At 72.2% G+C, this 16,334-nt stretch carries 15 protein-coding genes; 6 read left to right on the top strand and 9 right to left on the bottom strand.

The annotated features are described in order from the left end of the window. Positions 1–630: 630 nt before the first annotated feature. Positions 631–1,074, bottom strand: coding sequence for a pentapeptide repeat-containing protein (locus QSK21_RS36080; protein WP_352231261.1), 444 nt, complete (start codon positions 1,072–1,074; stop codon positions 631–633). 157 nt (positions 1,075–1,231) lie between these two features. On the opposite strand from QSK21_RS36080, the gene QSK21_RS36075 reads away from it, so the two are divergent. After that, complete coding sequence (locus QSK21_RS36075) at positions 1,232–2,995, top strand: AfsR/SARP family transcriptional regulator (protein WP_352231260.1); 1,764 nt, start codon at positions 1,232–1,234, stop codon at positions 2,993–2,995. On the opposite strand, the gene QSK21_RS07100 is transcribed toward QSK21_RS36075, so the two are convergent. The 4 genes from QSK21_RS07100 to QSK21_RS36070 all read right to left on the bottom strand — a co-directional run bounded on the left by QSK21_RS07100 (position 2,986) and on the right by QSK21_RS36070 (position 6,267). Next, positions 2,986–4,146: a YncE family protein gene (locus QSK21_RS07100; protein WP_285694499.1), complete on the bottom strand. Its 1,161-nt coding sequence runs from the start codon at positions 4,144–4,146 to the stop codon at positions 2,986–2,988. The two genes, QSK21_RS36075 and QSK21_RS07100, sit on opposite strands and share 10 nt — an antisense overlap. A 122-nt stretch (positions 4,147–4,268) precedes the next feature. Then, positions 4,269–5,324, bottom strand: a complete 1,056-nt coding sequence (locus QSK21_RS07095) for an NYN domain-containing protein (RefSeq protein WP_285694498.1) — start codon at positions 5,322–5,324, stop codon at positions 4,269–4,271. 149 nt (positions 5,325–5,473) lie between these two features. Continuing rightward, positions 5,474–5,713, bottom strand: coding sequence for an acyl-CoA carboxylase epsilon subunit (locus tag QSK21_RS07090; protein WP_285694497.1), 240 nt, complete (start codon positions 5,711–5,713; stop codon positions 5,474–5,476). 140 nt (positions 5,714–5,853) lie between these two features. Continuing rightward, entirely contained in the window at positions 5,854–6,267 is a 414-nt protein-coding gene (locus tag QSK21_RS36070) for an ATP-binding protein (RefSeq protein WP_352231256.1), read from the bottom strand. 266 nt (positions 6,268–6,533) lie between these two features. Between QSK21_RS36070 and QSK21_RS07085 the strand changes: the two genes are divergently transcribed. Together QSK21_RS07085 and QSK21_RS07080 are read left to right on the top strand one after the other, a co-directional pair. Continuing rightward, positions 6,534–7,403: a helix-turn-helix domain-containing protein gene (locus QSK21_RS07085; protein WP_285694495.1), complete on the top strand. Its 870-nt coding sequence runs from the start codon at positions 6,534–6,536 to the stop codon at positions 7,401–7,403. 23 nt (positions 7,404–7,426) lie between these two features. Continuing rightward, positions 7,427–7,630 (top strand): DUF397 domain-containing protein, encoded by a 204-nt coding sequence (locus QSK21_RS07080; protein ID WP_285694493.1) that lies wholly within the window; start codon positions 7,427–7,429, stop codon positions 7,628–7,630. A gap of 21 nt (positions 7,631–7,651) precedes the next feature. Here the strand turns inward: QSK21_RS07080 and QSK21_RS07075 are convergent, their stop codons facing one another. After that, positions 7,652–9,244: an acyl-CoA carboxylase subunit beta gene (locus tag QSK21_RS07075; RefSeq protein WP_285694492.1), complete on the bottom strand. Its 1,593-nt coding sequence runs from the start codon at positions 9,242–9,244 to the stop codon at positions 7,652–7,654. A 25-nt stretch (positions 9,245–9,269) separates the two neighbouring features. Here QSK21_RS07075 and QSK21_RS07070 point away from each other — a divergent pair, with 25 nt between their 5' ends. After that, a complete protein-coding gene (locus QSK21_RS07070; RefSeq protein WP_502871526.1) occupies positions 9,270–11,939 on the top strand; it encodes a phosphoenolpyruvate carboxylase in 2,670 nt (889 codons plus the stop codon). 7 nt (positions 11,940–11,946) lie between these two features. On the opposite strand, the gene QSK21_RS07065 is transcribed toward QSK21_RS07070, so the two are convergent. Continuing rightward, positions 11,947–12,732 (bottom strand): enoyl-CoA hydratase/isomerase family protein, encoded by a 786-nt coding sequence (locus tag QSK21_RS07065; RefSeq protein ID WP_285694490.1) that lies wholly within the window; start codon positions 12,730–12,732, stop codon positions 11,947–11,949. A 102-nt stretch (positions 12,733–12,834) separates the two neighbouring features. Here QSK21_RS07065 and QSK21_RS07060 point away from each other — a divergent pair, with 102 nt between their 5' ends. After that, a complete protein-coding gene (locus QSK21_RS07060) occupies positions 12,835–13,713 on the top strand; it encodes a biotin--[acetyl-CoA-carboxylase] ligase (RefSeq protein WP_285694489.1) in 879 nt (292 codons plus the stop codon). 482 nt (positions 13,714–14,195) lie between these two features. Beyond that, positions 14,196–15,257: an adenylate/guanylate cyclase domain-containing protein gene (locus tag QSK21_RS07055; RefSeq protein WP_285694488.1), complete on the top strand. Its 1,062-nt coding sequence runs from the start codon at positions 14,196–14,198 to the stop codon at positions 15,255–15,257. Positions 15,258–15,267: 10 nt separating this feature from the next. Here the strand turns inward: QSK21_RS07055 and bfr are convergent, their stop codons facing one another. Continuing rightward, a complete protein-coding gene (gene bfr, locus QSK21_RS07050; RefSeq protein ID WP_502871521.1) occupies positions 15,268–15,780 on the bottom strand; it encodes a bacterioferritin in 513 nt (170 codons plus the stop codon). Positions 15,781–15,867: 87 nt separating this feature from the next. Continuing rightward, the gene (locus QSK21_RS07045; RefSeq protein WP_285694487.1) at positions 15,868–16,191 is read right to left on the bottom strand and encodes a (2Fe-2S)-binding protein; all 324 of its coding nucleotides are present in this window, start codon (positions 16,189–16,191) and stop codon (positions 15,868–15,870) included. Positions 16,192–16,334: the final 143 nt, after the last annotated feature.

Here is a 16,334-nt window from a genome sequence, read left to right as displayed (position 1 = left end):
CGGGGATGGGTCGCTGATCCCGATCCTGGTCGCGCTGGTGTGGCTGGCCTGGCTGCAACTCGCGTTGTGCGTGATCGTCGAGGTGTACGCGGGCATCCGCGGGGTGGGCGTGCCCGCCCGGGTGCCGCTGGCGGGCGCCACCCAGTCGCTCGTCCACCGCCTGGTCGTGGCCGCGCTGCTGCTGTTCACCGCCACCACCACGATCATGCCCGCGTTCGGCGGACGTGAGCTGCACCAGCAGCGGCCGGTGATGACGCAGGCGCAGAGCCTGCACCCGATCGCCGCCTCCCCTGAAGTCCCGGCCGAGCAGCCCGTGCGGCCGGTCGCCGCCACGTACACCACCCGGACGGCCACGGCGGCGCAGCCGGTGGACCTGGAGAGGGAGGCCACCACCAAGATCTACCGGGTGCAGCCTCCGGAGGGCCGTCACCACGAGAGCCTCTGGGAGATCGCGGAGAAGTGCCTGGGGGAGGGGCGCCGCTACAAGGAGATCTTCGCGCTCAACAAGGGCCATGTGCAGCCGGACGGCAGCCGGCTCACCATCGCGAGCCTGATCCGTCCCGGCTGGATACTCGAGATGCCGGCGGACGCCAAGAACGTGCAGGTCATCCCGTCCAAGGATCTGGGCGACTACTTCCGGCACGGGCATGCCGTCCCGGACCGCCAGCCCGAGCGGGAGCGCGCGCCGGCGCCGAGCCCGCAGCCCGACAGGACACCGGAGGCGCAGCCCAGCCCGGAGCCCGACCGTCGACCCGAGTCCGGACGCGACCAGGCTCCCGTCGCGCCCGCACCCGCGCCCCGGCCAAGCGCCCCCGAGACCAAGGCCCCTGAGAGCAGGGCTCCTGAGACCAGGGCGCCGGAAACGAAGGCCCCCGAGAGCAAGGCCCCGGAGTCACAAGCCCCGGAGACACAAGCCCCCGAGACGCAAGCCCCGGAGACCAAGGCGCCCGAGACCAAGGCGCCCGAGAGCAAGGCGCCCGAGAGCAAGGCGCCCGAGAGCAAGGCGCCGGAGAGCAAGGCGCCGCGGCCCGGTGATGAGCTGGGCGGGGAGGCCGGGACGGGCGGCGCGTCCATTCCCGGGCGGGACAACGTGAGCGCCGAGGAGACCTTCCTTCCGTTCGAGCTCGGATGGGAGCACGGGCTGGCCGGGGCGTCACTGCTGGCGGCGGGCGTGCTCAGCGCGCTGGGACGGCGGCGCCGCGCGCAGTTGTGGCATCGCGCGTTCGGGCACATGATCGTCCGTCCGGAGGGGGCGGCGGCGGAGACCGAGCGGGCGCTGCGGATCGGCGCGGACGACGGCGCGGTGCGGCTGCTCGACCTGGGGCTGCGGCAGTTGTCGAAGTCGATGGCGGCGGGCGGGCGGACGCTGCCCACCGTGTACGGGGTGCATCTGGGCCAGGAGAGCCTCGACCTGTGGATCGCGCCCGCCGACCGTAACCCGCCGGCGCCGTGGCAGTCCTTCGACGACGGCCAGGTGTGGCGCCTGTACGCGGACGCGCTCGACGTCCTCGAAGGCGCGGACCTCGCCGACGTGCTCGCCCCGTACCCCGGGCTGGTCTCCATCGGCACCAACGAGGGCGGGCGGATCCTGGTCGATCTGGAGGCGGCGCACGGGCTCATCGCGCTGCGCGGCCCGGAGGAGACGCGGCGGTCGGTGCTGGCGGCGCTGGCGCTGGAGCTGGCGACCAACCGCTGGTCGGACCATATGCGCATCACGCTGGTCGGGTTCGGCGGCGAGCTGGCCGAGAACCTCGCGGAGATCGCACCGGACCGGGTCCGCGCCGTCCCCACGCTCCACGAGGCGCTGCCGGAGCTGGAGGGACGCGGCGAGGAGGTGCGGCAGGCGCTGGCGGCCTCAGGGGTGGACTCGGTGCTGACGGGACGCTGCCGCGGCGTGTTCGGCGAGGCGTGGATGCCGCACTACCTGATCATGGCGGACGAGCCCACCCCGCAGGAGGCGGACCGGCTGGTCGCGCTGGCCCGCACCGGCACCCGGATGGCGGCGGGCTATCTCGTGCCCGGCGAGGTCCAGGGCGCCACCTGGACGTGGGAGGTCGACGCGGACGGGCGGTTGCAGGCGGGCGTGCTGGGTTTCGAGGTGGACGCCCAGCTGATCCCCGAGGAGCACTACCGTGCACTCGGTGACCTGTTCCGCAGCGCGTCACGGCTGGAGTCGGTGCCGCTGCCGGAGCCGGGGGCCGGTGGCGAGCCGAGCGAGCCGCCCGGGGCGTCGGGCACGCAGCGGCCGTCGGTGGACATCCGCCTGCTCGGTCCCATCGAGATCGACGCGCCGGGGCCGATGGACGACAGCCGCCGGGCGCTGTGCACGGAGGTGCTGATCTACCTGGCGACCCATCCGGGCGGGGTGCATCCCACGGTGCTGAGCGGGGCGATCTGGCCTCGCGGGGTCAGCGCCGGGGTGCGGGACGCCTGCGTGGCGCGGGTGTCGGACTGGCTGGGACGGGACGCGCGCGGACGCCCGAACCTGTACTACGACGACCGCGGCCGGATCAAGCTGGGCTCCGAGGTGCGGGTCGACTGGGCCGTGTTCCGCTGGCTGGTGTGGCGGTCGGCGGCCGAGCCCGCGTCCGAGACCGCCTACATGGCGTACGCGCTGGATCTGGTGCGCGGACCGGTGCTGGCGGACCGCCCGCGCGGCCGTTACGGCTGGCTGGTGACCGACGACCTGGAGTACGAGGCGACCGCCCGCGTCATCGACGTCGCGCACCGGCTGGTCCTGCTGCGGCTGGACGAGGGCGACCCGCACGGCGCGATCAGCGCGGCCCGCGCCGGCCTGCGCCTCGCGCCCGACGACGAGGGGCTGTGGCGCGACCTGCTCCGCGCGACCCACGCGACAGGGGACGTGGCGCAGGTCCAGGTCGTGGTGGACGAGCTGCGGACCCGTGTCGGACGTGACCCTCTGATGGACCAGCTCCAGCCCGAGACGGAGGCGCTCGTGGAGGAACTCGTCCCGCAATGGGTGCCTCAACGGTAGAGGCCGGTGCCGCCCAGCGAGACACGGCCCGGTTGAGGGTGGACGCATGGGCTGCCCGGGTGCCCGCCGACCCGGACCTTGTGGAAGGGACGCCCTGTCTGGGTGGACAGCGCGTACACCGTGCCGTCCAGCGGGTCGGACAGCCACAGCGCGCCGCCGTCCGGTGAGACGCCGCCCGCCAGCAGGGGACGCCCGCCGGGGAGCCGGAACAGCCGTGACACCGTGCCGCCGGCCAGGTCGTACGCCGAGACCGTGCCGTCGCGGCCGACGACGAACAGGCGGCGGTAGGAGCGGTCGAAGACGAGGCCGTGCGCGCCCGGCCCGGTTCGGACGAATCCGGTGGCGCGCAGCCGGGCGGCGTCGACCGTCCACAGGCCGCCCTTGGCGGGGTCGGCGACGAGGAACGTCCGGCCGTCCGGGGAGAGCCGCAGGTCGCCGGGACGCGCGCCGCGCGGCAGCTTCAGTTCCGCGGTGACGGCCCGGCGGGCCAGGTCCACCCGGACCAGCTTCCTGGACGCGGGGCATGTCGCCACCAGGGACGAGCCGTCGGCGGAGAAGCCCGCGCGGTAGGCGCCCGTGCAGGGCAGCCTCAGCGTGCCCAGTGGCTCCATGGTGTGGGGGTGGCGGAAGTCGATGCGTCCCGGTCTCGCCGCAGGGACGATGGCCGTGCGGCCGTCCGGGCTGAAGTAGGGCACGCCGGGACGTGAGATCCGCAGCGGCTCCCCGCGCCGGGCCGGGTTCGGGGCGACGGGGCGGAACACGCCGCCGTCCAGGTCGGTCACCCAGAGGCGGCGCAGGTCACCGGCAGGGACGATCAGGTCAGGGGTGCCGCCGACCCGGATGCGGCCCGCGAGCCGTCCCGTCCGCTGGTCGATCACGTCGACCGTGCCGGTGGCGGCGTTCGGCACGTACACGCGGGGCGGCAGGCCACGGGCCGTGGGCGCGAGCATGCCCGGCCCGGCCGCGGCGTAGACGTTGCCACCGGGCCGCTGCGGAACGGGTGCGGGCGCCGGGGACGTGGGATGCGGCGGGGCGTACGGGGCGGGGCCGCCCAGCGCGATCCTCGGGGCGTGCGGCGAACCCTCGCCCGGCCTGTAGAACGGGACCGGCGAGTCGCACCCGGACACGGCCAGCAGGGCGACCGCGACCACGCCGCAAGTGGCGTGTCGCGTGCCGCACGTGCTTCGCCGTCCCCCCATAACGGCGGAACTGTATCGCGGTGGCCACACAGTGTGTGCGGGCAATCACCAAACGCGCAGGGTCGCGATGTCCGTCAGCCTGACTTGCCGATCCCGATGCCGAACTCGCGGTAGACCCGCTCCCAGAACCCGTCCCGGAGAAAGGTGCGGGCCTCCTGGTAGGGGCGCAGCGAGGAGCCCAGCTCCTTCTCGGCCTCGATCAGCAGCTCCTTGTCGATCACCGGGGGCAGGATCGGGCCGGGCAGCAGGTCGCGGATGTTGTCCCGTCCCCGCTCGAACAGCCACTTCTGCGCGACATGCTCGCCGATCTCCAGCATGTGGTCGCGGTCGGGCCCCAGCTTGCCGTCGCTGATGGGCGCGCCGGCCGTGGAGGTCATCGCGGCGGCCACGGTGCCGGGCGTGACCTGCGTCCCGGCGTTCGCGGCGACCTGGCCCGCGCGGGCGCCCGCCGGAACCGGGGGCGGCTTGACCGCCGGGGTGCGTCCGGCGAACACCTGGGACGGGGACGGAACGGCCGCACGCCCCGGTGTGGCGGGAGCCGAGGGGGCCGCCGGGACGGGCAGCACCTTGGCCTTGGTGAAGTAGGGGCGGAGGAAGTCGGCGGACAGCACCTCGACCGTGTCGGACTCCCACACGAGCCATTCGGCCTGGTTGGAGCCGTGCGTGGGCTCGACGCCCCACAGGTGCACCCGGACCCCGTACGCCTGGGCCGCCTCGACCGCGGGCAGCATGTCCTCGTCACCGGCGAGCAGCACCGCGTCGGTGATCGCCCGGTGCCGGGCCAGCGCCTCCAGGTCCTCACGGAGCTGCGCGTCGACCCCCTTCTGCTGGCCCTGCGCGTTCAGGTTGCCCAGCCGCAGCTTCACCAGCGGCAGGTTGGCGATCACCCGCTGGTCGACGGTGGGCTGCTTCTTGGGCGCGGCGTCGAACCAGTAGACCCGCAGCAGCTCACCTACGAGCCGTGAGTCGGCATGGCCGGTCAACGCCTTGATCAGTTTCTCGGCCGCGACGCGGTACTCGCGCCGGGAGCCACAGTCGAGAAGCAGCGCACCGGAGGCCGCGTAGAGGTATCCCGCGTCGACGAACACGGCGTATCGAGCGGGCTGTGGAACGAACTCCGAGGTGGCCATGGCCTTTCACCTTATTCGTGCACGCGCCTTTCCTGTGTACGAACCACGGTTCCATGTCCTGGCCGCGCGACCGCACACACCCGCTGTGTGTGGTTATTCCACGTTGCGCGCGGTATTCACCCGAGCCCTGTCAGGCGGTAAGGGGGTCCTCACCGCGGGTAGGCACTGGCCCGCCACGCCCCGTCCCCCCGAGGCCGGACCACCTCCGAGACCGAGCCCCGGAGCAACCGCTCCCGGTCCGCCCACCGCGACACCGGCCGGGGACCGGCACCGTCCCGCGCCCGCGCGGCCCTGGTCCGCGCCGCCAGCACCGCCACCACGGCGGCGATCTCCTCAGCCGTCGCGTCCCCCCGAACCACCTGCAAGAGCGGCTTGTCACTAGTGCTCACGTGATCTCCTAACCAAGCCCGCATCGCTGGCAAGCTCGCTGATGTGGGGAGACGGCCAGGATATACAGGGCCTGCCGTCGGCCTCTGGCCGTGGGGCTCCTCAGGCGAGGACAGCAGGCCCCGAGCGCGTTGACGACGCTCTAGGTATGGACTCGTGACCACACCCATTTTCCGTGTGGAGATGTCCGGTGGACTCCGCACTCGGACGACAGCGCCTCGATGAGCGGCAAGCCCCAGCCCCCAGCTCCGTCCTCATGACCAGGCGTGAGCGCGAGAGGGTCGGGTTGTACGTCCAGCAGCGACAATTCCACGGCCGGCCTGACCGTTGGCATGGAGTCGGCGGAATCCCACACTCCTAGCAGGACTGCGTCCGGTTCGCGTGTGAACCGCACCCGGATCTCGCCGTCCGGTGTGGCCTCCACGGCGTTGGCGACCAGTTCTCCGGCTATCAGGTACATGTCGTCGGCGATCTCCGGATGTCCCCACTCGATGAGCCGGAACCGGATGTGAGTGCGCACTTGGCCGGGTGCCGTCCAGGCGGCAAGGCACGTCATGTCCAGTTCTCCTGACGTGCCCGCCCAGTGTGATTGTTCCGTGAGCTTGGCCGTCCGTCCGGACGGCGTTCTGGCCCTAGCATCGGGCATGGGTCCGACCTCCCACGTCGGATCAAGGTCCCGGTCCGATGTGTGCGCATCGGACCGGGGCCGCCCTCACTTCCCCGCATCACCGGTCGACCGATGGCAGGCTGTCCCCGTCAGAATGCACTACTCTACGAGCAGACGCAATATTGCATCTGAAATTCTGCGGATGGAGCTGGAACGTGGCGCGCCAACAAGATCAGGGGAACAGTCCGACGCTCCTTGCTCGACGGCTCGCCGTGGAGTTGACGGCACGGCGGGAGGCGGCGGGGCTGACACGTGAAGAGGTGACGCGCCGCCTTCACTGGGCGGGGTCCACGCTCTTCCGCATCGAAACCGGACGCACCAAGCCGCAGCCACGCAGTGTGCGCGAGCTGCTTGATCTTTACGGCGTGCCGACGGCGGAAAAGGAAGGGTTGATCCAGCTCGCGCGCGACGCCCGCAAGCCTGGGTGGTGGCACTCCTTCCGGGGCGTGCTTCCCAACCCCTACGAGGTGTTCATCGGTCTGGAGGCCGGAGCCACCACGATTCGTACCTTCGAGGCACTCGTGATTCCCGGCCTGCTCCAGACGCCGGACTACGCGCGTGCCGTGATCCGGAGCGGACGGCAGGAACTGGAGCCGGAAGAGATCGAACGCCGGGTGCAGGTGCGCGTGGCCCGCCAGCAAATCCTCACTCGGCCGGACCGTCCGCGGCTCTGGGCGGTTGTGGACGAGGCCGTTCTGCATCACATGGTGGGCGGCCGAACGATCATGCGAGACCAACTGGACCACCTCGTCGGAGCCTCGGAACAAGGCAAGACGACCATCCAGGTCGTGCCGTTCACGGCCGGGGCCCATGCTGGGACGAGCGGGCCCTTCGTCCTTCTCGGCTTCGCCGAACCGGCCGTTCCGGACGTGGTGTACCTGGAGACCATTCCGGACGGCGTCTACCTGGAAGGGGCCAGGGATGTCGAGGCGTTTATGCTTGCATTCGACCGACTGCTTGCGGCCGCCCTCCATCCGGACGACTCGATCGCGCTGATCCGGCGGCTGGCAGATGCAATGGGCTGAGCGCGGTTTGAGGGAGGTGCGAAATGCGCAAGTTCGACTCGACCCGTGCCAGGTGGCGCAAGAGCTCGCGAAGCGGCCAGAACGGCAACTGCGTGGAGGTCGCGCGCGTCGATGAGCTTGTCGCCGTTCGTGACAGCAAGAACCCGGATGGCGGGCGGCTCGACGTCGGCGTCCAGCGTTTCGCCGCCCTGGTCGTCCGCATTAAGCGGGACGAACTGTCCCTCTGAACCCAGCGAGCGGCAACCCCGTCACAGGGGAATGTTGCCGTGCTTCTTCGGGGGAAGGGTCCTGCGCTTGTCGCGAAGGGCGCGGAGGGCCCGGATGACCTGGCCGCGGGTCTCGGACGGCTTGATGACGGCGTCCACATAGCCGCGTTCGGCCGCGATGTACGGGTTGGCCAGCGTGTCCTCGTACTCGGTGATCAGCTCGGCGCGGCGCGCGTCGGGGTCGTCGGCGGCGGCGAGCTCGCGGCGGTACAGGATGTTCACCGCGCCCTGCGCGCCCATCACGGCGATCTGCGCGGTGGGCCAGGCCAGGTTGATGTCGGCGCCGAGGTGCTTGGAGCCCATGACGTCGTACGCGCCGCCGTACGCCTTGCGGGTGATCACGGTGACCAGGGGGACGGTGGCCTCCGCGTAGGCGTACAGGAGCTTGGCGCCGCGCCGGATGATGCCGTTCCACTCCTGGTCGGTGCCGGGCAGGAAGCCGGGGACGTCCACGAACGTGAGGACGGGGATGTTGAACGCGTCGCAGGTGCGGACGAAGCGGGCGGCCTTCTCGGACGCGCCGATGTCGAGGGTCCCGGCGAACTGCATCGGCTGGTTGGCGACCACGCCGACCGAGCGGCCCTCGACCCGGCCGAAGCCCACGATGATGTTGGGCGCGTACAGCTCGTGGACCTCCAGGAACTCCCCGTCGTCCAGGACGTGCTCGATGGCGACGTGCATGTCGTACGGCTGGTTGGGGGAGTCGGGGATGAGGGTGTTCAGCTCCTCGTCCTCGGCGTCCGGGTCGACCGCGACGTCGAAGGCGGGCGGGTCGGCGAGGTTGTTGGACGGCAGGTAGGACAGCAGCGCCTTGACGTACTCCATCGCGTCGTCCTCGTCCGCGCCCTGGTAGTGCGCGACGCCGGAGCGGGAGGCGTGCGAGAGGGCGCCGCCGAGGTCCTCCATCGTCACGCTCTCGCCGGTGACCGTCTTGATCACGTCGGGTCCGGTGATGAACATGTGCGAGGTCCGGTCGACCATCACGACGAAGTCGGTGATCGCCGGCGAGTACACGGCGCCGCCCGCGCAGGGCCCCATGACCAGCGAGATCTGCGGGATGACGCCGGACGCGTGCACGTTCCGCTTGAAGATCTCGGCGTAGAGGCCGAGGGCGACGACGCCCTCCTGGATGCGCGCCCCGCCGGAGTCGTTGATCCCGATCACCGGGCAGCCGGTCTTGAGCGCGTGGTCCATGACCTTGCAGATCTTCTCGCCGAACACCTCGCCCAGCGAGCCGCCGGAGACGGTGAAGTCCTGGCTGAACACGGCGACGTGGCGGCCGTCGACCGTGCCGTACCCGGTGACGACGCCGTCGCCGTACGGCCGGTTCCGCTCCATGCCGAAGGCGGTGGAACGGTGCCGCGCCAGCTCGTCGAACTCCACGAACGAGCCGGGGTCGAGCAGGGCGTCGATCCGCTCCCTGGCGGTCATCTTGCCCTTGGCGTGCTGCTTTTCGACCGCGCGCGCCGAGCCGGCGTGCACCGCCTCGTACCGGCGCCGCTCCAGTTCCGCGATCTTGCCGGCGGTGGTGTGGACGTCGATCTCGGCCTGCGGTTCGGGGGCTTGCGTCGCCATGCCGGTCAGGGTAGCCGGGGGTGGGATGGGCGGCCGGTACGGGGGTGGCCCCTACCCTTGTGCCGTGGCTACGAAGACACGCGACATCCTCCGCCAGGACCTGCCCGACCAGCTGCGCCGCGACGTGCGGATGCTCGGCGCGATGCTGGGCGACGGGCTGGTGGAGTACGGCGGCCGGGAGCTGCTGGACGACGTCGAGCGGCTCCGGCACGCCGTGATCGCGGCGCGCCGGGGGGAGATCGACGGCTCCGAGGTCGCGAAGCTGGTGGACGGCTGGACGCTGGAGCGGGCCGGGCTGGTCGCGCGGGCGTTCACCGTGTACTTCCACCTGGTCAACCTGGCCGAGGAGCACCACCGGATGCGGACGCTGCGCGAGCGCGACGTCCGGGACGAGACCGTGCCCGGTTCCGTGGCCGCGGCGGTCGCCGAGATCCGCGGCGCCAACGGCGGGGAGTGGCCGGCCGAGGCCGTCGAGGAGCTGGAGTTCCACCCGGTCTTCACCGCCCACCCCACCGAGGCCCGCCGCCGTGCCGTGGTCACGTCCATCCAGCGGATCAGCGACCTGCTGGGCAGGCTCGACGCGTCCCCCGGCGCCGGCGAGGCCGACGAGCTGAGGCGGCGGCTGCGCGAGGAGATCGACCTGCTCTGGCGGACCGCGCTGCGCCGCCACACGCAGCTCGACCCGCTGGACGAGGTCCGCACCGCGATGGCCGCGTTCGACGAGACGATCTTCCGGGTGGTCCCGGAGATCTACCGGACGCTGGACGCGGCCCTGGACCCCGAGGGCACCGGCACCCGCCCGCCGCGGGCCCGCGCCTATGTCCGGCTGGGAAGCTGGATCGGCGGCGACCGGGACGGCAACCCGTACGTGACGGCACGGGTCACCCGGGACGCCGTGATGATCCAGGCCGAGCACGTGCTGCGCGCCCTTGAGGCCGTCTGCGCGCGGATCGGCCGCGAGCTGACCGTCCACGCGTCCACCACCCCGCCCTCGCCCGCGTTGCGGAACGCGCTGGCCGCCGCCCGCACCGCGCAGCCCGCGCTGATCGGCGAGATCGCCACCCGTTCACCGGACGAGCCGCACCGCCAGTTCCTGCTGTACGCGGCGGCGCGCATCGCCGCCACCCGTGAGCGCAACGCCGACCTGGCCTACTCCTCGCCGGGCGAGCTGCTGGACGACCTGCTGATGGTGCGGGACTCGCTCGCGGCGGCGGGCGCGGTACGGCTGGCGTACGGGCGCGTCCAGAACCTGATCTGGCAGGTCGAGACGTTCGGCTTCCACCTGGCCGAGCTGGAGATCCGCCAGCACTCCGAGGTGCACGAGAAGGCCCTGGCGGAGGTGCGTGCGCAAGGGGCGCTCTCGGAGATGTCCGAGGAGGTCCTGGAAACCCTGCGCGTCGTTGCCTGGATCCAGCGGCGGTTCGGGGTGGAGGCGTGCCGGCGCTACATCGTCTCGTTCACCCGGTCCGCCGACGACGTCGCCGCCGTGCACGAGCTGGCGGCCTCGCTCGGCGAGCACGCGCCCGTCCTGGACGTGATCCCGCTGTTCGAGACCGGCGAGGACCTGGAGCGGGCGCCGTCCGTCCTGGACGGGATGCTGGAGATCCCCGCCGTCCAGCGCCGGCTCGCCGACACCGGGCGCCGCATGGAGGTCATGCTCGGCTACTCCGACTCCGCCAAGCAGCTCGGCCCGGCCGCCGCCACCCTGCGGCTGTACGACACCCAGCAGGCCCTGACCGCGTGGGCGGCCCGCAACGACGTCAAGCTCACCCTCTTCCACGGCCGCGGCGGCTCGCTGGGACGCGGCGGCGGCCCGGCGGGGCGGGCGATCCTCGCCCAGGCGCCCGGCTCGGTCGCCGGGGGGTTCAAGGTCACCGAACAGGGCGAGGTGATCTTCGCCCGGTACGGTCACCCGCGGATCGCCCGCCGCCATGTCGAGCAGGTCACCCACGCGGTGCTGCTGGCGTCCACCGACGCCGTGCAGGAGCGGGCGCGCGAGGCCGCCGCCCGATTCCGCCCGCTGGCCGACACGATCGGCGAGGCGGCGCAGGCCGCGTTCCGCGCGCTGATCGAGACCGAGGGCTTCGCGTCCTGGTTCGCCCGGGTCAGCCCGCTGGAGGAGATCTCCGACCTGCGCATCGGCTCCCGTCCCGCGCGGCGCAAGGCCGCCCGCGGCCTGGAGGACCTGCGCGCCATCCCCTGGGTGTTCGCCTGGACGCAGACGCGCGTCAACCTGCCCGGCTGGTACGGCCTGGGCTCCGGGCTGGCCGCCGTCGCCGGGAGCGCCTACGACCTGGGCGAGCTGCGCGAAGCCTACGAATCCTGGCCGCTGTTCGCCTCGCTGCTGGACAACGCCGAGATGAGCCTGGCCAAGACCGACCGTGACATCGCCGAGCGGTACCTGGCCCTGGGCGGACGTCCCGAGCTCACCGAGACCGTCCTCGCCGAGTACGACCGCACCCGCACGCTCGTCCTGGCCGTGACCGGGCACGAACGCCTCTTGGAGAACCGCAGGGTCCTGTCCCGGGCCGTCGAACTGCGCAACCCGTACGTCGACGCCCTGTCTCACCTTCAGCTTCGCGCCCTCGCCGCGTTGCGCTCCGGAAAGGTGGACGACAGCGAACGCGCCCACCTGGACGACCTGCTCCTGCTGTCGGTCAACGGCGTGGCGGCCGGCCTCCAGAACACCGGCTGAGCCGCGCTCAGCCCGGCCAGTCCGGCGTGCGCTTCTCGTTGAAGGCCGCGATGCCCTCGCGCCGGTCGGGCGAGAGGACGGCGGTGCGCCAGGCGTTCTCCTCGATGTCCAGGGCGGCGTCCAGGCTGCCCGTCCCGGCGCCGAGGCGCATGGCGCGCTTGGCGGCCCGGACCGCGACCGGGGAGTTCCCGGCGATGGTCGCGGCGATCGTCAGCGCCTCCGCGCGGGCCGACCCTGCCGGGACCTTCCGGTCCACCAGGCCGTACGCCTCGGCCTCCTCGATGCCGAGGCGGCGGCCGGTCAGCACCAGGTCGGCCGCCCGGCCCGCTCCGAGCCGGCGCGTGGCGAGCTGGGTGCCGCCGCCGCCCGGGACCAGCCCCACGGTGACCTCGGGCAGGCCGAACACGGCCGACCCGTCCGCCACGATCAGGTCGCAGCTCAGCGCCAGCTCGCAGCCGCCGCCCAGCGCGTACCCGTGCACGGCGGCGATCACCGGCTGCGGCAGGTTCAGCACCCCGCCGAACGCGGCCCTGAGCACCGGCCGCTGCGCCATGATCTCCTCGTCGCTCATGGCGTTGCGTTCCTTCAGGTCGGCGCCCACGCAGAAGGCCCGCTCGCCCTCCGCGGACAGCACCACCGCGCGGATGCCGGGATCACCGGCCACCCGCGCGCACACGGCGGCCAGCTCCCGCGCCATGGCGGTGGACAGGGCGTTGAGGGCCTCCGGCCGGTCCAGCACGATCTCGGCGACATGTTCGTTCGGCTCGCCGCGCCGCAGCGTCACTCCACTCACGCCGAGCACTCTAGTGAGGCGCCACCGCCCGTCCAGAGCGGCGGCGCGCGTACGACCAAAGGCTGATGGGGCTCGGCGGGGGTCGTGAGGTTGGATGGAGGGGTGAGCGACTCACCGTACGCCGACCTTGACCGCCCGCCGCTGCACGAGGCGGCGCTGCGCGGCGCGCTGGTGCGTCCCGGCGGGCTGTGGCGGGACGTCCGGGTCGTGCGGGAGACAGGGTCCACCAACGTCGACCTGGCCGCCGCGGCCCAGGAAGGGGCGCCCGAAGGGACGGTCCTGACCACCGAGCACCAGCACGCGGGACGCGGACGGCTCGGGCGCGCCTGGACGGCGCCGCCGCGGTCCGGGCTGATGTTCTCGGTGCTGCTGCGGCCCGCCGTCCCGGTCGAGCGGCTGGGCTGGGTGCCGCTGCTGGCCGGGGTGTCCACGGCCAACGCCGTCCGCAGGATGACCGCCTGGTCGGAGGAGGGTGACCGGTTCTTCCCCGAACCGGGCGACCGGCCGCGCGCGGACGTGGCCGTGGACGCCCGCCTGAAATGGCCCAACGACCTGCTGGTCGGCGAGCGGAAGCTGGCCGGGATCCTGGTCGAGCGGATCGGCGGGGCGCTGGTCGTCGGGATCGGCCTGAACGTGGGACTGCGCGCGGACGAGCTGCCCGTGCCGACCGCCACGTCCCTGGCCATCGAGGGCGCGCCGCTCAGCGACCGCGCCCCGCTGCTCCGCGCGATCCTGCGGGAACTGGAGACCTGGTACCGGGAGTGGACCTCCCTGGACGGCGACCCGGAGACCAGCGGCCTGCGCCCGGCGTACAAGGACCTGTGCGCCACCCTGGGCCGCCGCGTCCGGGTGGAGCTGCCCGGCGGCGAGACGGTGGAGGGCACGGCGGGCGACATCGACCAGGACGGCCGCCTGCTGATCACCACCGACCAGGGCCGGGAACGCGCCGTCGGCGCCGGCGACGTGGTCCACGTACGGTGATGGCGAATCGGTGGGGCGTCGCTGTGGAGCCGGGGTGTCTGCAACGGGGTGCTCGGGTGAGATTTGACCGGACGTGCGGGGGGCAGCCTGCTGGGAATTGGTGGGGGCATTGCTGTGGAGCCGGGGTGTCTGCAACGGGGTGCTCGGGTGAGACTTGACCGGACGTGCGGGGGGAGGGTGGCGAGCAGATTGGTGGGGGCATCGCTGCGGAGCCGGGGTGTCTGCAATGGGGTGCTCGGGTGAGATTTGACCGGACGTGCGGGGGGCAGCCTGCTGGGAATTGGTGGGGGCGTCGCTGTGGAGTCGGGGTGTCTGCAATGGGGTGCTCGGGTGAGATTTGACCGGACGTGCGGGGGGCAGCCTGCTGGGAATTGGTGGGGGCGTCGCTGTGGAGTCGGGGTGTCTGCAACGATATGTCGTGAGACTTGACCACGTCGCCGCCGGTGCCGGGTGCGCCGCCGGTGGGCTGAGGGGCAGGGGAGATGCCAGCAGAGCCCGGGCCGGGAGCACCACCGGATCCGAAGGAGATCGAAGAGCTCCTTCTCGGCGGCAAGCTGCGCCACACCCGGGTCGACGTCGTCCAGCGCGCGGGGGTGACCAGGGAGTTCTCCAGCCGTGTGTGGCGGGCGTTCGGGTATCCGTCGATGCCGGACGCGGAGGTCGCCTACACCGACGACGACGTCGCCGCGCTGTACCGGATCCGCCGGCTGATGGACGACGGCGTGCTGGACGAGGACGGGGTGATCCGGCTGGTCCGCGCCTTCGGGCAGACCATGACGCGGCTGGCGGAATGGCAGGTCAATCTGCTCAGCGGCACTCCGGGGGCCGATTCCCAGGAGACGCCGAATCCGGAGGCGGCCCGGACCATCCAGAAGATCGCCGAGAAGCACATGGGGGAGTTCGAGCCGCTGGTGGTGCACGCCTGGCGGCGTCAGCTCGCCGCCGCGGGCACCCGCGCGATCGCGGCGTCGGCGACCCGGGAGGCGGGGTCGGCCGCGGCGCGCCCGCGGATCGCCGTGGGCTTCGCGGACATGGTGTCCTTCACCCAGATGAGCCGGGAACTGGAGGAGCTGGAGCTGGCCCGGCTGGTGGAACGGTTCGAGGAGACCGCCTCCGACATCGTGGCCACGTGCGGCGGGCGGCTGGTCAAGACGCTGGGCGACGAGGTGCTGTTCTGCGCGGACAGCCCCGCCGTGGGCGGCGAGATCGCGCTGTCGATCGCGTCGGCGATCAAGGACGAGACCGAGGTCCCCGACGTCCGGGTGGGGGTGGCGCACGGCCCGGTGCTGCCGCTGATGGGGGATCTGTTCGGGACGACCGTCAACCTGGCGGCGCGACTGACCTCGCTGGCCAGGCCGGGCTCGGTGGTGATCGACGAGGAGCTGGCGGGACGGCTGGAGGGGGAGCCGGGCTTCGCCATCACCCGGCTCGTGCGCCGTCCCGTCCGCGGGCTGGGCATCATCCAGCCGTACGTCCTGCGGCGCGCGGGTACGAGGACGGCGTCCACCGCGTCCTCCGAGCCGGGGCCCGGGGAGGCGACGTGAGGGCCGGCCGCTAGTCGGCGCTGCCGTAGTCGCCGGGGTGGCCGGTGAGGCGCTGGAGGTAGTTCTGCTCGCCCAGCGACTCGACCAGGCTCAGCTCGGTCTCCAGGTAGTCGATGTGCTGCTCCTCGTCCTCGAGGATCTCCTCGAAGAGGCGCGCCGAGGTGATGTCGCCGCGGGAGCGCAACAGCTCGATCCCCGGGCGGAGCCTGGCCACGGCCTCCAGCTCGATCTGGAGGTCGGCCCTGAGCTGCTCGACCACGGTCTGGCCGATGCGCAGGGTGCCGAGCTTCTGGTAGTTGGGCAGACCTTCGAGGAAGAGGATGCGGTTGGTCAGCCGTTCCGCGTGCCGCATCTCGTCGATGGACTCCTCGCGGGTGTGCTTGGCGATGCGGGTGAAGCCCCAGTTCTCCTGCATCTTGGAGTGCAGGAAATACTGGTTGATCGCGGTGAGTTCGGCGGTGAGCTGTTCGTTCAGCAGCGCGAGGATCTCGTTGTGGCTTTCCATACCGCCCCATGCTTCCATGCCTGGACGCTCGGAGACATCAGCAGCCTCCCGCTTCGGCCTCGGATCTTGTACGGAGGGCCGGAACGGGGTACGGCGGGCTGTCTTCTAAGCGGCGGTCGGCGAGGCGGACTCCCTTCCATCGTCGGCGGCGCGTACCGGCAGCGCTCCCGCGACCGGCACCGGTCTCCGGTAGGGCGGCGCGCCGGTCTCGACCGGCGTCACCGGGGACGCGGGGCCGCCGGTGATCGCGTCGGCCGGCTCGCCGGCGGTGCGGTACTCGCTGATGAGGGCGTACAACCGCCGGGTGCAGGCCCCGCAGCCCGGCTTCATCCCGCAGGCGGCCTTGACCTCCTTGGGGGAGCAGACCCCGGTGGCCATGCAGCCGCGCACGTCGTCTTCGGTGACGGCGTTGCAGATGCAGACGTACATCCTGCGGCTGACCCCTCGTCCGGCGCGGGCGGTTAGGCGACCCTCATTAAGGTAAGGCTCCCCTAAGGTAGCCCACGGACGTCCGGTCTGGCCACCCTCCTCCCGGTGATCCTTGTGCCGCCCTGGTCGGCAACGTGCGGAAT

The organism is Actinomadura sp. NBRC 104412 (genome assembly GCF_030269515.1).
In the GTDB taxonomy this organism is placed as follows: Bacteria; Actinomycetota; Actinomycetes; order Streptosporangiales; family Streptosporangiaceae; genus Spirillospora.
This window is presented reverse-complemented; position numbering and strand designations above follow the sequence as displayed.